This is a genomic window from Streptomyces sp. yr375 (genome assembly GCF_900110755.1).
Lineage (GTDB): Bacteria > Actinomycetota > Actinomycetes > Streptomycetales > Streptomycetaceae > Streptomyces.
This window is the reverse complement of the sequence record NZ_FOFF01000025.1, coordinates 88,179-103,810: the sequence shown is the minus strand read 5'-3', so window position 1 is coordinate 103,810 and position 15,632 is coordinate 88,179. Positions and strand designations below refer to the sequence as shown.

The window sequence follows — 15,632 nt, the reverse complement described above, 5'->3', positions numbered from 1 at the left end:
CCCCTGGCCCTGAAAGCCGCCCGGCCAGTCCGCGCCCCTACTGCTCCTGCGCCTCGCGCCGCGCCACCTGAGGCGGGCGGGGCATCGCGCCCCTGATGGCTCAGTGCGGTGCCCGTCGCGCCCTCGTCACCGTGCCGCGATCAGCAGTTCGGTGGCCTCCTCCCGCTCGGCCATCCTGCGCAACGGGCCCTCCAGGGCGGCCAGTGCCTCGTACGGACCGTGCTGGACCACCCGGCCCGCGTCCAGCACGAGCACCTCGTCGACCGCGTCCAGACCGGCCAGCCGGTGGGTGATGAGCAGGGTGGTCCGGCCCTCGGTGGCGGCCAGCAGGTCTTGGGTGAGCGCGTCGGCGGTCGGCAGGTCCAGATGCTCGGCGGGCTCGTCGAGCACCAGGACGGGGAAGTCGGCCAGCAGCGCACGGGCCAGCGCGAGCCGCTGCCGCTGTCCTCCGGACAGCCGGGCCCCGTGCTCGCCGACGAGCGTGTCGAGCCCGTCGGGCAGACCGTCGGCCCACTCCAGCAGCCGGGCTCGCGCCAGCACGTCCCGCAGCTCCTCCTCGCTCGCCCCCTTCTTCGCGAGGAGCAGGTTCTCCCGGACCGAGCTGTCGAAGAGGTGCGCGTCCTGCGCGCACAGCCCCACGAGCCGCCGTACGTCGTCGCCGTCCAGCGTGCGGGCGTCCACCCCGCCGAGCGTGTACGAGCCCGCGTCGGCGTCCAGGAACCGCAGCAGCACCTGCGCGAGCGTGGTCTTGCCGGATCCGGAGGGCCCCACGACGGCGATCCGGCGTCCCCGCGTCAGGGTGAGGTCGACTCCCGCGAGCGCGTCCCGGTCCTGCCCGGCGTGCCGGGCCGCCAGCCCCTCGACGACCAGCGGGAACGGCGACGCGGGCGCCTGGCCGGGCCGCTCCGGCTCGCGCACCGGCTCGGGGGAGTCCAGCACCTCGTACACCCGCTCCGCGCTCCTGCGCACCCGCTGGCGGTACCGCACGGCCAGCGGCAGCCCCAGGACTGCTTCGAAGGCGGCCAGCGGGGTCAGCACGACCACCGCCATGATCACGCCGCCCAGCCGCCCGTCGGCGACGGCCTGGGCACCCACGAGGGCGGCGGCCGAGACGGTCAGCCCGCAGACGAGCGCGGTCAGTCCGTCGCCCAGCGCGGTGGCGGTCGCGGCGCGCGAGGCGATCCGGGTGAGCACGGAATCGGCCGCGCGCACCTCGGCGGTACGGGCGGGCAGCGCGCCCGCGACGGTCAGTTCGGCGGTACCGGTGAGCAGGTCGGCCGTGTGCGTGGCCAGCACCCCTCGGGCCGGAGCGAGCCGGCGCTCGGCCCGGCGCGCCACGGCACCGGTGACCAGCGGGACGCCCACCCCCGCGAGCAGCAGCCCCCCGGCGAGCACGGCGCCGGCCTCGGGCAGCAGCCACGCCGTGAAGGCGACCGACCCGGCCGAGACGGCGACGGCGGCACCGGCGGGCAGCAGCCAGCGCAGCCAGTAGTCCTGGAGCGCGTCCACGTCGGCGACCAGCCGCGTCAGCAGGTCGCCGCGCCGGGTCGAGCGCAGGCCCGCGGGCGCCAGCCGCTCCAGCCGCCGGTAGACGGCGACCCGGGTGTCGGCCAGCATCCGCAGCACGGCGTCGTGCGACACGACCCGCTCCGCGTACCGGAACACCGCCCGCCCGATGCCGAAGGCGCGGGTCGCCGTCACGGCCACCATCAGGTAGAGCACCGGCGGCTGTTGCGAGGCCCGCGAGATGAGCCATCCGGAGGTGGCCATGAGCCCCACGGCACTGCCGAGAGCCAGACCGCCCAGCAGCAGCGCGAGCGCGAGCCGGCCACGCCGGGCACCGGCCATCGCCCGGACCCGGGCGAGCACACTGCCGCCGGTAGCGCCGCTCCCCGTCCCGGGCTCCCCCTCGACGGACGACACCGCCGCCGCCTCTTCCAGCGGGGCGGGAGTGTCCTTGACCGCCGCTTCGACAGGCCTGAGCGTCTCGGGCTCGGCGAACCGCACCACGCGGTCCGCCACCGCCAGCAGCGCCGGCCGGTGCACGACCAGCAGGACCGTCCGCCCGGCCGCCAGCCGCCGTACGGCCGCCACGACCTCCGCCTCGGTCTCCCCGTCGAGCGCGGCCGTCGGCTCGTCCAGCAGCAGCACGGGCCGGTCCGCGAGGAACGCCCGGGCCAGCGCGAGCCGCTGTCGCTGCCCGGCGGACAGCCCGGCCCCGTCCTCACCGAGCACCGTGCCGGCCCCGGCGGGCAGGGCGTCGACGAACTCCAGCGCCCCCGCGTCCGCCAGCGCCCCGCGCAACGCCGCGTCGTCGGCGTCGGGACGCGCCAGCCGTACGTTCTCGGCGATCGTCCCGGCGTAGAGGTGCGGGCGCTGCGGCACCCACGCGATCCGCGACCGCCACTGCTCGAGGTCGGCCTCCGCGAGGTCGACTCCCCCGGCCAGCACCCGGCCCTCGGCCGGCCGCACGAACCCCAGCAGCGCGTTCAGCAGGGTCGATTTGCCCGCGCCGCTCGGTCCGACGAGCGCGACCGTCTCACCGGGCTCGACGGTGAGCGACACGTCCGAGACGGCGTCGGCGGAGCGGCCGGGGTAGCGGACGGTCACGCCCTCGAAGGCCACCCCGCCCTCGGTCACCGCGACCGTGCCCGACACCGGTGCAGGCGTCTCCAGCACCTCGAAGATCTCCTCGGCGGCCGCCAGCCCCTCGGCGGCCGCGTGATACTGCGCCCCGACCTGCCGCAACGGGAGATACGCCTCGGGCGCGAGCACGAGGATCACCAGGCCGATGTACAGGTCCATCTCGCCGTGCACGAGCCGCATGCCGATCGTCACGGCGACCAGGGCCACCGACAGCGTCGACAGCAACTCCAGCGCGAACGACGAGATGAACGCGATCCGCAGCGTCCGCATCGTCGCCTGCCGGTACTCGCCGGTGATGCTCCGGATCGACTCGGCCTGCGCCTTGGCCCGCCCGAACACCTTCAGCGTGGGCAGCCCCGCGACGACGTCCAGGAAGTGCCCGGACAGCCGGGACAGCAGCCGCCACTGACGGTCCATCCGCGACTGCGTCGCCCAGCCGATCAGCACCATGAAGAGCGGGATCAGCGGCAGGGTGCCGACGATGATCGCGGCGGACACCCAGTCCTCGGTCACGATCCGCGCCAGCACCGCGACCGGCACGACCACCGCCAGTCCCAACTGCGGCAGATAGCGCGAGAAGTAGTCGTCGAGGGCGTCCACCCCCCGCGTGGCGAGGGCGACCAGCGAACCGGTGCGCTGCCCGCTGAGCCAGCCGGGCCCCAGCACGGTGGCCCGTTCCAGCAACCGCCCGCGCAACTCCGACTTCACAGCGGCGCTCGCGCGGTGCGCGGCAAGCTCGGTGAGCCAGGAGACAAGCCCACGGCCGATCGCGACGGCCACCAACAGCAGCAGGGGAGTGCGCAGTTCGGCGACCGCCATGCCGTGCTGGAAGGCGCCGACCACCACCTCGGCGATCAGCATCGCCTGTGCGATGACCAGCGCCGCTCCGACGGCACCCAGACCGACGACCGCCACCAGGAAGACGCGGGTGGCGCGGGCGTACCGGAGCAGACGCGGGTCGATCGGTTTCACGTGAAACACCCTCTTCTCGAAGAGCCTGTTTCACGGGAAACAGGCTCTCTCCTCAAGGGGCGTGTTTCACGTGAAACATGCCCCACCTCGGACTCAGTGCGCAGCCTCGGCGATGTGCTGCGTACCGATCCGCTTGCGGAACACCCAGTACGTCCAGCCCTGGTAGAGCACCACGATCGGTGCGGCGATCCCCGCACACCAGGTCATGATCCTCAGGGTGTACGGGCTCGACGAGGCGTTGGTCACCGTGAGGCTCCAGTCCGCGTTGAGCGTGGAGGGCATGACGTTCGGAAAGAGCGCCAGGAAGAGCATCGCCACGGCGGCCACGATGGTGACGCCGGAGAAGGCGAACGACCAGCCCTCACGCCCCGCCTGGTTCGCCACGAGCGCCGCGACCAGGGCTGCGACCGCCACGACCAGCGCGACCAGGCTCTTGGCGTCACCGCTGTCGACCTGCGTCCAGGACAGGAAGGCCAGCGCCAGGACGGCGGTCGCGAGCCCCACCTTCAGCGCCAGTTTCCGCGCCCGCTCCCGGATGTCGCCGACGGTCTTGAGGGCCGTGAACACCGCACCGTGGAAGGTGAACAGCGTCAGCGTCACGAGACCGCCGAGCAGCGCGTACGGGTTGAGCAGGTCCCAGGTGTTGCCCACGTACTCGAAGTCCCGGTCGATCTTGACGCCTCCCACGATGTTGCCGAAGGCGACGCCCCACAGGAACGCGGGGAGGAGCGAGGTCCAGAAGATCGCGGTCTCCCAGTTGCGCTGCCAGTTCTCCTCGGGCCGCTTCGCCCGGTACTCGAAGGCGACGCCCCGGACGATCAGGCAGACCAGGATGAGCAGCAGGGGCAGGTAGAAGCCGGAGAAGAGCGTGGCGTACCACTCGGGGAAGGCGGCGAAGGTCGCGCCGGCCGCGGTGAGCAGCCACACCTCGTTGCCGTCCCAGACGGGCCCGATGGTGTTGATGAGCACCCGCCGCTCGGGCCGGTCGCGGGCGAGCAGCTTGGTGAGGATGCCGACTCCGAAGTCGAAGCCCTCCAGGAAGAAGTAGCCGGTCCACAGGACGGCGATCAGGACGAACCAGACGTCGTGCAGTTCCATGACTGTGCAGCTCCCTCGGCCTAGTAGGAGAAGGCCATCGGCTTGTCGGCGTCACGGGAGTCGCCGCCGATCTTCGTGGGCGGGTTGAGGTCGGCTTCGGTGAGCTCGGGCGGGCCGGCCTTCACGTACTTCGCCAGCAGCTTGACCTCGACGACGGCGAGGACCGCGTACAGCGCGGTGAAGACGATCATCGAGGTGATGATCTCGCCCTGGGAGACCCCGGGCGAGACCGCGTCGCGGGTCTGCAGGACGCCGTAGACGACCCAGGGCTGGCGGCCCATCTCGGTGAAGATCCAGCCCCAGGAGTTGGCGATCAGCGGGAAGCCCAGGGTCCAGATCGCCACCAGCCAGTAGAGCCGGGTGAGCTTGGGGTTGAGCGCCTTGTTCCTGAAGAGCACCACGTGCGGAACCTCGTCCTCGCCGACCCTCAGATGCTGTGCCAGCAGGAACTTCTTGCGGGTGAGCCAGAGTCCGGCCAGGCCGATGGTGAAGGACGACATGCCGAAGCCGATCATCCAGCGGAAACCCCAGTAGGCGACGGGGATGTTGGGCCGGTAGTCCCCGGGCCCGAACTTCTCCTGCTCGGACTTGTTCACGTCGTTGATGCCGGGGACGTACGAGTCGAAGTCGTCGTTCGCGAGGAAGGACAGCAGGCCCGGGATCTCGATGGCGACCTTGTTGTGCCCCTTCTCGACGTCGCCGTAGGCGAAGACCGAGAAGGGCGCGGGCGCTTCGCCGTCCCACAGCGCCTCGGCGGCGGCCATCTTCATCGGCTGCTGCTTGAACATGACCTTGCCGAGGACGTCACCGCTGACGGCGGTGAGCAGACCGGCGACGACCACGGTGACCAGGCCCAGCCGCAGCGAGGTCTTCATCACCGGGATGTGCTTCTTGCGGTACAGGTGGAAGGCGGCGATGCCGACCATGAAGGCGCCGCCGGTGAGGAAGGCCGCGGACATGGTGTGGAAGACCTGGCTGAGCGTGGTGTTCTGGGTCAGCACGGCCCAGATGTCGGTGAGTTCGGCCCGCCCCTTCGCCTTGTTGATCCGGTAGCCGACCGGGTGCTGCATCCACGAGTTGGCCGCGAGGATGAAGTACGCCGACAGGATCGTCCCGATCGAGACCATCCAGATGCAGGCCAGGTGGATCTTCTTCGGCAGCTTGTCCCAGCCGAAGATCCACAGGCCGATGAAGGTCGACTCGAAGAAGAAGGCGATCAGGGCCTCGAAGGCGAGCGGGGCGCCGAAGACGTCGCCGACGAAGCGCGAGTAGTCGGACCAGTTCATGCCGAACTGGAACTCCTGCACGATGCCGGTGACGACCCCCATCGCGATGTTGATCAGGAAGAGCTTGCCCCAGAACTTCGTCGCCCTGAGGTACTTCTCGTTCTCCGTGCGCACCCAGGCGGTCTGCAACCCGGCGGTGAGAGCCGCGAGGGAGATCGTCAGGGGGACGAAGAGGAAGTGGTAGACGGTGGTGATGCCGAACTGCCAGCGCGCCAGTGTCTCCGGCGCCAAAGCCAGGTCCACGTCGTCACTCCTTAACCTCACAGGCTTGTGGATCAACGCTTGTGAAAGCGTTCACATTCACAAGCTAGTATGACGCACCGATTTTCGACAAGCGAAGGGGGGTCCCGCTTACCCGCGGAAACCCCCCTGTAGCCCTTGCAGCGCCTACAGCTCCTTGCGGAACCCTTCCGCCGCCTTCAGGAAGATGTCGTTCGCCTCGTTCTCGCCGATCGTCACCCGCACGCCCTCGCCCGGGAACGGCCGCACCACGACGCCGGCCTGCTCGCACGCCGCCGCGAAGGCCACCGTGTGCTCGCCCAGCCGCAGCCACACGAAGTTGGCCTGCGTCTCGGGCACCGTCCAGCCCTGACCGCGCAGCCCCTCGACCACGCGCAGCCGCTCGCACACCAGCGAGCCGACCCGGCCGAGCAGCGCGTCCTCGGCGCGCAGCGAGGCGACCGCGGCCTCCTGCGCGAGCTGACTCACGCCGAACGGCACCGCCGTCTTGCGCAGCGCCTCCGCCACCGGCTCGTGGGCGATCGCGAAGCCGACACGCAGCCCGGCGAGGCCGTACGCCTTGGAGAAGGTCCGCAGCACACACACGTTGGGCCGCTTCCGGTACAGCTCCACGCCGTCCGGCACCTCGGGGTCGCGGATGAACTCCCGGTAGGCCTCGTCGAGCACGACCAGCACGTCACCCGGCACCCGGTCGAGGAACCGTTCCAGCTCGGCCCGCTTCACGACGGTGCCCGTGGGGTTGTTGGGGTTGCAGACGAAGATCAACCGGGTCCGGTCGGTGATCGCGTCGGCCATCGCGTCCAGGTCGTGCACGTCCCCCGGCGTCAGCGGCACCTGCACCGGCTGCGCGCCGCTGATCCGCGTGATGATCGGGTACGCCTCGAACGACCGCCAGGCGTAGATCACCTCGTCGCCGGGGCCCGCGGTCGCCTGGACGAGCTGCTGGGCGACGCCGACCGAACCGGTGCCCGTGGCCACGTGCGCGGCGGGGACCCCGAAGCGCTCGGAGAGCTCGTTCACCAGCCCCGTGCAGGCCAGGTCCGGGTAGCGGTTGAAGGAGGCGGCCGCGGCCGTCACGGACTCCATCACGCCCGGCAGCGGCGGATAGGGGTTCTCGTTGGAGGACAGCTTGTAGGCCACGGGACCACCGGACGCGGCCGGCCTGCCCGGCTTGTAGGTGGGGATCCCCTCCAGCTCGGCGCGCAGCTTGGGGCTCGTCTCGCTCACCGCAGTCCTCCTCATGACCACCACCGGCTTCAATACTGCTCACCTTATGAGGATTCGGCGCGGGTGCGTACAGGTGAGGGAGGGACCTCCGTACGAAACGGAGGGACCGGACGACCGGTCGGAGGGACGGCCTCCGGAAGCGGCCGGAGGGACCTCCGCGACTTCTGAGGACGAAGCCGCATGAAGGCGTACTCATCAGGGGGCGCGCTGTGCATATATCTATGCGCCGGTGGCTCACGCCGTGGCGCGCATCCCTCGTGCAGGTGAGTTGAGACCTCTTCGAAACATCGGTGCCTTGGCAGGCTCATCCGTGCCGACACGCCACATCTTGGTATGAGAACCGCCAACTGCCTTTGTTTCCAATACAATTACCACTGTGCAGCATTGCAGAAACGTGCCTGTCAACGCGTGCATATGCGTCCGCCCTACCCCACCGAATGAGCCCTACTATCGGCTCGCCATGACAGCAGCAGGGAAGCACCAGGTGAGCCGCGCGGAAACCTCACGCCGAGGCAGCCGGCCGGGCCGGGCGGGCATCAGGGACGTGGCCGCCGCCGCCGGAGTCTCCATCACGACCGTCTCCGACGCCCTCAACGGCAAGGGCAGGCTCCCGGACGCCACCCGTCGCCATGTCCGCGAGGTCGCCGACCGACTGGGCTACCGCCCCTCCGCGGCGGCCCGAACCCTCCGTACGGGCAAGTCAGGGCTCATCGGCCTGACCGTGACCACGTACGGGGATGAACCTTTCACCTTCACCGAGTTCGCGTACTTCGCGGAGATGGCGCGCGCCGCGACCTCGGCCGCGCTCGCCCGCGGCTACGCACTCGTCATCCTCCCCGCGACCTCGCGCCACGACGTGTGGTCGAACGTCGCCCTGGACGGCACGGTCGTCATCGACCCCTCCGACGACGATCCGGTGGTCAGCGAGCTGGTCCGGCAGGGTTTACCGGTCGTCTCCGACGGCCGCCCGGCCGGCCCGCTCCCGGTCACCGCATGGGTGGACAACGACCACGAGGCCGCAGTCCTCGACATCCTCGACCACCTGGCCGACGCCGGTGCCCGCCGCATCGGCCTGCTCACGGGCACCACGACGGACACGTACACGCATCTGTCGACCAGCGCGTACCTGCGGTGGTGCGAGCGGGTAGGCCAGGACCCGGTCTACGAGGCCTACCCCGCGCACGACCCGTGCGCGGGCGCCATCGCCGCCGACCGGCTGCTGGCCCGCCCCGACCGCCCCGACGCCGTGTACGGCCTGTTCGACCCCAACGGCACCGACCTCCTCGCCGCCGCCCGCCGCTACGGGCTGCGCGTCCCGGAGGACCTGCTGATCGTCTGCTGCAGCGAGTCCATGGTGTACGCCAACACCGAGCCGCCCGTCACCACGCTCTCGCTGAAGCCGCGCCGCATCGGGACGGCGGTGGTCCAACTCCTCATCGACGCGATCGAGGGCGTGGAAACCGACCGACCGGTCGAGCAGGTGATACCGACCGAACTGATCGTGCGTACGTCGTCCCAACGCCGCCCACCACGAACAACGGTCAGCCCACCCCGAGCCCCCGAAGAGAAGTAACCCAGCCGCCCTCTCCCCGACCCACGCTTGACGCGGGGGCGGGGAGGGGGCGGCTGAGGTTTGGGGGATGGTTTGGGCTGGGGGCGAAGGTTCGGGGGGACGGGTTCGGGAAGTGCGGGTTGTCGGGAGGCTGAGTGCTCCGCGGGGCTGGGGTGCAGGGCTGCGAGGTGCCCTGGGTGGGGAGGCGTACGGATGGGCCGCGCGCGGGTTGCGGGGGCATCGGTGTCGGGCCCTCGGGTGGGAACGGACGCAGCACGAAGCACCCATGAGCCGACCCCGGTGTACCTGAACGGGCTCACAGCGCCGGTCCTGAGGGTCAGGCGCGCGGGAATCGAGAGGGGGCTGCGTGGTGGGCACGGTAGGCGCTGAAAGGACGCGGGAGTGGCCGCAGGATGCCGGGCTGCAGCGGGCGGCGAGCAGGGGTGCGGGGGCGGGTGCAGGGGTGCGGAGGGGGGGCGGGTGCAGGGATGAGACGGCCCCCTTGGCATCGCACCTGATCAAGCACTGCCGCGCAACACCGGAAGGCGGGGTCCAGGAGACCGGCAGCGCGCGGGACGCCGAGGTGTCAGACGGCGGAGACGATGACGGGTTCACCTTGCCGCTCGGTACGAGGCACGCCCGCGTCAACGCAGGTTAGCGAGAGGCACTTACGGGCGTTTCCGACGGCGCCCGACGCATCTCGGGTGCCGGCAGCCTCCAGGGCGCCACCTGCGAGACACCCGTGTTCCTTCAGCTCAGCGGTACGGGACGCCGTAAGGCAGCTCTCCCGCCGGGCCCCGGGACGTCCGATCTTCCCGAAACAGCGCACGGAGCACAGCCATCGGGCGACCCAAGCCCAGGCCCCAACCTCGCTCACGGCTGGCGGACGGCAGCCGCAGCCGCGGGAGAGCCCCACCTCAGGCCCCGTCACGACGCCGGCGAAACACCCCACCCTCAGCCGCACCACCCGACACAGAACCCCCTCCACCGAACCACCAGACTCCCCCGTCCTTCAACCGGCCCTGTCCCCCGTTCAAGCCGGCGGAGCTACCCCCTAGGCGTGACATGAGGGTGTGGGCACCGTGTGTGCCGGGTGAGTGTGGGCTGCAGAAGACCTGCCCAATCGGGGCGAAAGCCGCGATGAACTGGACCCTTGCTCCGATTCACCACCCCTGGGTCATCACACGGCACGATCCGCATTCCTATGATGGGCGCACGGCACCGCGGGCCGCTGCGACCAGGCAGCCCGAAGGGTGCAGATGCGGCGCGATGGTGGAGGGGTCTGATGACTCAGGGGGCCGGTCAGGGACCCGAGGTGGAGCGGACGGCGACGTTGCGCGACTTCCGGGTGCCCGCGTACGTCCACGAGACCGGTCCGTACGACCACGGCACACCCCCCGGCAGCGCCGCGGCGCCGCCCGTCGAGGAGCCGCTGGAACATCCGGACGGCTACACGCCCACCCAGCGCGACCTGCCCGTCATCAACCGCCGCGGCGACACCCTCCAGGTGGTCGTGGACCCGGCGGCCGTCCAGCCGGCCCCGGTGCCCGCGGCCGGCCCGGGTCCGCTGTTCGTCGTCGGCGACGTACACGGCTACCTCGACGAACTGGTGGCCGCACTGCAGGAGAAGGGCCTGATCGACGCCGCAGGCAACTGGAGCGCGGGCACCGCCCGGCTGTGGTTCCTCGGCGACTTCACCGACCGCGGCCCGGACGGCATCGGCGTCATCGACCTCGTGATGCGGCTGTCCGCCGAGGCCGCCGCCGCCGGCGGATACTGCAAGGCCCTGATGGGCAACCACGAACTGCTGCTGCTCGGCGCCAAGCGCTTCGGCGACACCCCCGTCAACTCCGGGGCGGGCACCGCCACCTTCCAGGCGGCGTGGCTGCTCAACGGCGGCCAGAAGTACGACATGGACCGTCTCCAGGACCACCACCTGCAGTGGATGGCCCGCCTCGACGCCGTCGAGGAGGTCGACGGCCACCTGCTCGTCCACTCCGACACCACCGCCTACCTCGACTACGGCGACTCGATCGAGGCGGTCAACGACACCGTCCGCGAAACGATCACGCGCAACGACGCGGACGAGGTGTGGGACCTGTTCCGCAAGTTCACCAAGCGCTTCTCCTTCCGGGACGAAGGGGGAGCCGACGCCGTCCGTTCCCTGCTCGATACGTACGGGGGCACCCGCATCGTTCACGGCCACAGCCCGATTCCCTATCTGCTGGGCGAGGTCGGCTCCGAGGACGGCGAGGACGAGGGCGGCCCGCTCGTCGAAGGACCGCACGTCTACGCCGACGGGCTGGCCATCGCGATGGACGGCGGCGTGACGATGGCCGGAAAACTGCTGGTCCAGCAACTGCCCCTGAACATCTGAGCGTTCCAGGGGCGTTCGCGCCCCGCTCTGGACACCTGGGCGACACCGCAGGCCAGGGGTCAATTTCGGCAAACCCCCTGTCACCCCATGCCGTCGCCGCTCTACCATCGGCTTATCCGTAGCAGGCTCCCCTCCGTTTCTGCCCGACGGCTCGTTGGCATGCGAGCCCCAAGCCCTACGGAGCATCGGGGGATGCACATGAACAGCGTTCCGCAGCACCTGCACAGCGAGGACCGCCAGGAGTACGAGCGGATCCTCGACGAGGCGCTGCGCTCCGCACCACGCCACCCGGAGCTGGCCGCTGTCGGACAGCGGCTCAACGCCGAACAACTGCGCACCATGGCGCTGAACGCCTCCGCACTCATCACGGTGGCCGCAGCGTCCGAATACCAGCACTACGTGAAGGTCCGAGAGGAACTGCGTCACCCGGCGCCGTCCACCCCGTCGTCCACGTCCGAGACCGGCTCCGCCGAGCCGGGCGCGGCCGCGATGGGGCTCGCCACCACCGTGGGGGAAGCGGCCCAGGCCGCCGAGGCCGCCGGGGCGGGTGCCGTCGCCGCCGTCCTCACTCCCGTTCTCGCCGGAACCGCCGCGGTGATCTTCCTGCTCGTCGGCTACATCCTCAGGGTGCTCGACCCCGGGCAGGCGTTCGCCCGGACGATGCTCACCGCCGGCTGGGCGTTCGGGGCGGTGGCCGCGGCCGCGATCCTCGTCGCCACCGTCGCCCTGCTGCTGGCCGCCCTGCGCAACCGGCCCTCCCTGGAGGACGAACCGCACGGCGAACTGAGCGAGGAGGTCTCCCGCGCCAAGGAAGCCTGGCGGGAGGCCCTGCTGCATCGCGGCATCCTGCCGTTCCTCCGGGAGGCGCTCGCCGACCCCGGCACAGCCACCGTCCTGCACACCGACCCGGCGCCACCGGCCCCGACCGGCCGCCTTCCGAAGATCGGCTACGACCGCCCAGGCTTCAGCAGCCCCGACGACGGCCGTTCGACAGGCCCACGCCCGAGCTTCAGCAGCCCGGACTACACCAGCCCGGACTTCGGCGGCCCGGAACACCTGCCGGAATAGGCACCCGGCTTGCGCGCCCACCGACCCCGGCCGACCCCGTCGGCCCCACCGAGAGGAGCGCAAGCCGTACGCCTGGGCGGCCCTGGTGCAGCACCCGCGCTGCACCTGCTGCCCACGGCTGCTCCTCGGTGCTGCCCCGTGATCGATGACCGTCCGGCGCGTCCGGCGCTCCGCACCGTCGGAGGGCCAGGCCCAGCCGCCCACGGCATCGCCATCATCCAGGTCACCGCCCCGCCGACCCCACCAGCCCAGCCGGCCCAGTCGGTCCCGCCAAGACAATGACCACCGGACCAACACCGTCGTCTTCAGCCACTTCAGACACTCCACGGTCCCCCCAACCGCAAAACACCGTCGTCTCGCCTTTCCCTCTCCCCCCGACCGACGCCGCCTCAGCGGCGCCGCCCCCGGGCATCCGCCCCCGCCCGATGGGGCAGCGCCGTCCAGGCACGTCGGTCAGTCAGCCAGCGGCAGGTACACCCGGTTCCCGCTCGCCGCGAACTCCTTCGACTTCTCCAACATCCCCTCGGCGATCTCCTCCGCCGAGGCACCGTCGGCCACCCCGCCACCGAACCGCTCGTTGATGGTCTGGCTGATCTTCATCGAGCAGAACTTCGGCCCGCACATCGAGCAGAAGTGCGCCGTCTTGGCCGGCTCCGCCGGGAGTGTCTCGTCGTGGAACTCCCGTGCCGTGTCCGGGTCGAGGGCCAGGTTGAACTGGTCCTCCCAGCGGAACTCGAAGCGGGCGTCGGACAGCGCGTCATCCCATTCCTGCGCACCGGGGTGCCCCTTGGCGAGGTCGGCTGCGTGGGCGGCGATCTTGTAGGTGATGACGCCGGTCTTGACGTCGTCACGGTTGGGCAGGCCCAGGTGTTCCTTGGGCGTGACATAGCAGAGCATGGCCGTGCCCCACCAGGCGATCATCGCGGCACCGATGCCGGAAGTGATGTGGTCGTACGCCGGCGCGACGTCCGTCGTCAGCGGGCCGAGGGTATAGAACGGAGCTTCATCACAGATCTCCTGCTGAAGGTCGATGTTCTCCTTGATCTTGTGCATCGGGACGTGTCCCGGGCCTTCGATCATCGTCTGTACATGGAAACGCTTCGCGATCCGGTTGAGTTCCCCGAGTGTCCTCAATTCCGCGAACTGCGCCTCGTCGTTGGCGTCCGCGATGGAACCCGGCCGCAGCCCGTCGCCCAGCGAGTACGTGACGTCGTAGGCGGCGAGGATCTCGCAGAGTTCCTCGAAGTTCTCGTAGAGGAACGACTCCTTGTGGTGCGCGAGGCACCAGGCGGCCATGATCGAACCGCCGCGCGAGACGATGCCGGTCTTGCGGTTGGCCGTGAGCGGAACATACGCGAGACGGACACCGGCGTGGACCGTCATGTAGTCCACGCCCTGCTCGGCCTGCTCGATGACCGTGTCCTTGTAGATCTCCCAGGTGAGCTCCTCGGCGCGGCCGTCCACCTTCTCCAATGCCTGGTAGAGCGGCACCGTGCCGATGGGGACGGGGGAGTTGCGCAGCACCCACTCGCGGGTGGTGTGGATGTTGCGGCCGGTGGACAGGTCCATGACCGTGTCGGCGCCCCAGCGGGTCGCCCAGGTCATCTTCTCGACCTCCTCCTCGATGGAGGACGTCACCGCCGAGTTGCCGATGTTGGCGTTGACCTTCACCAGGAACCGCTTGCCGATGATCATCGGCTCGATCTCCGGATGGTTGACGTTGACCGGCAACACCGCGCGGCCCGCCGCGATCTCCTCACGCACCACCTCGGGAGAAACGTTCTCTCGGATGGCCACGAACTCCATCTCGGGCGTGATCTCCCCCCGGCGCGCATACGCGAGCTGGGTGACCGCCGCGCCGTCCCTGCTGCGACGCGGCAGGCGCGGCCGCCCCGGAAAGACCGCGTCGAGGTTGCGCAGACCACCGCGCGGCGAGGTGTGCTTGAGGCCGTCGTCCTCGGGACGGGCAGGGCGGCCCGCGTACTCCTCGGTGTCCCCGCGAGCGATGATCCAGTTCTCGCGCAGCGGCAACAGCCCCCGGCGGACGTCGGTGTCGACGAGCGGATCGGTGTACGGGCCGGAGGTGTCGTACAGCGTGACCGACTGCCCGTTGGTGAGGTGCACCTGACGAACCGGCACCCGTAGATCGGGGCGAGCGCCCTCGACGTACCCCTTGTGCCAGCCGATGGACTTCCCAGCCTCCGAATCGCTCCCGTCGACCACGTTTCCGCTGGTCGCGTTCTGCGTGAAGGCAGGCGTGCGTACGTCCTTGTTGGTCATGAGACCTACTCCCTACGCCGGCATTACCCGGTAACAGGTTCGGCGGTCGACGCAGCGGCTACCGTCTGCCGACGTTTCATGTGAAACATCACTCGATTCGAGAGACGTTCCACGTGAAACATCGCGAAGACGGAGGTCAGCGCCCTCTCAGCCCGGTGCTCCGAGCTCCCGCGTGTGCAAAGGTGCCTCCACGCTAGCGTCAATTCGGGCGCGGTGAACAGAGGGCCCCTGCCGTTCTTGCGATGATCGGTCGGTGACCACGACACACCAACCCCCGTACCCGCCCCCAGAGCCGCCCCGCCGGCCGGGCTCCGGAAACGACCCCGGCAATGGCCCCGGCCCCGGAGCGGGTTCCGATGGCGGTTCCGGAAGCAGCCCTGGTGGCGGCTCCGGAGGGGGGCCCGGCGGCGGCCACGGCGAGCCGGGGAACGGTCGCGATTTCAGCAACGGCCACGATCGCGGGCGTGATCACGGCCAAACCCCCGATCACAGGCCGGGATACGCCGGAGGCCTGGGCGGTCTACGACGCCGTGGGGCACCCAGCGGCCAGGGACCGGGCTCCGGCGGAGGCCCCGGCCAAGCACTCGGGAACGGGAACGGGAACGGCTACCAACCCGGATACGGCCCCGGACCTGGGCCTGGGCCTGTACCCGGACCTGGACCTAGGCCTGGACACGGTGCTGTACCCGGACCCGGTCACGGTGCTGGCCATGGACCCGGCACCGGATACGGCCCTGACCACGGCGACCACGGTCACGGGCAACGCCACGACGGTGGTCATGGCGGCGACTCTCGGAACGGCCCCCGCACCGGCCCAGGGAACCGCTCTGGCAACGGCCCCGACGAGGGACACGGCGAGGGGCACAGCGAAGGCCACGCACATGGC

At 70.5% G+C, this 15,632-nt stretch carries 8 protein-coding genes and 1 riboswitch; of the genes, 3 read left to right on the top strand and 5 right to left on the bottom strand.

Annotated elements, in window-relative coordinates; all coding sequences use genetic code 11:
* Positions 1–126: 126 nt before the first annotated feature.
* From cydD to hisC, 4 genes are all read right to left on the bottom strand, one after another.
* Complete coding sequence (cydD, locus tag BMZ82_RS23975; protein ID WP_093779115.1) at positions 127–3,618, bottom strand: thiol reductant ABC exporter subunit CydD; 3,492 nt, start codon at positions 3,616–3,618, stop codon at positions 127–129.
* Positions 3,619–3,711: 93 nt separating this feature from the next.
* Positions 3,712–4,716, bottom strand: coding sequence for a cytochrome d ubiquinol oxidase subunit II (gene cydB / locus BMZ82_RS23970; RefSeq protein ID WP_093779113.1), 1,005 nt, complete (start codon positions 4,714–4,716; stop codon positions 3,712–3,714).
* A gap of 20 nt (positions 4,717–4,736) precedes the next feature.
* Positions 4,737–6,245 carry a cytochrome ubiquinol oxidase subunit I gene (locus BMZ82_RS23965; RefSeq protein ID WP_093779111.1) on the bottom strand — a complete coding sequence of 503 codons (1,509 nt, stop codon included), beginning with the start codon at positions 6,243–6,245 and terminating at the stop codon, positions 4,737–4,739.
* Between the two features lie 144 nt (positions 6,246–6,389).
* Positions 6,390–7,469: a histidinol-phosphate transaminase gene (gene hisC / locus BMZ82_RS23960; protein WP_093779109.1), complete on the bottom strand. Its 1,080-nt coding sequence runs from the start codon at positions 7,467–7,469 to the stop codon at positions 6,390–6,392.
* 460 nt (positions 7,470–7,929) lie between these two features.
* Between hisC and BMZ82_RS23955 the strand changes: the two genes are divergently transcribed.
* The 3 genes from BMZ82_RS23955 to BMZ82_RS23945 all read left to right on the top strand — a co-directional run bounded on the left by BMZ82_RS23955 (position 7,930) and on the right by BMZ82_RS23945 (position 12,466).
* The gene (locus BMZ82_RS23955; RefSeq protein ID WP_093779107.1) at positions 7,930–9,042 is read left to right on the top strand and encodes a LacI family DNA-binding transcriptional regulator; all 1,113 of its coding nucleotides are present in this window, start codon (positions 7,930–7,932) and stop codon (positions 9,040–9,042) included.
* Between the two features lie 1,264 nt (positions 9,043–10,306).
* Positions 10,307–11,398: a metallophosphoesterase gene (locus tag BMZ82_RS23950; protein WP_093779105.1), complete on the top strand. Its 1,092-nt coding sequence runs from the start codon at positions 10,307–10,309 to the stop codon at positions 11,396–11,398.
* A gap of 192 nt (positions 11,399–11,590) precedes the next feature.
* Positions 11,591–12,466 carry a hypothetical protein gene (locus BMZ82_RS23945; RefSeq protein ID WP_093779103.1) on the top strand — a complete coding sequence of 292 codons (876 nt, stop codon included), beginning with the start codon at positions 11,591–11,593 and terminating at the stop codon, positions 12,464–12,466.
* Between the two features lie 453 nt (positions 12,467–12,919).
* Here BMZ82_RS23945 and thiC read toward each other — a convergent pair whose 3' ends face one another.
* Positions 12,920–14,746: a phosphomethylpyrimidine synthase ThiC gene (gene thiC, locus BMZ82_RS23940; protein ID WP_093779101.1), complete on the bottom strand. Its 1,827-nt coding sequence runs from the start codon at positions 14,744–14,746 to the stop codon at positions 12,920–12,922.
* Positions 14,739–14,928: riboswitch (TPP riboswitch) on the bottom strand. It overlaps the preceding gene by 8 nt.
* Positions 14,929–15,632 lie beyond the last annotated feature (704 nt).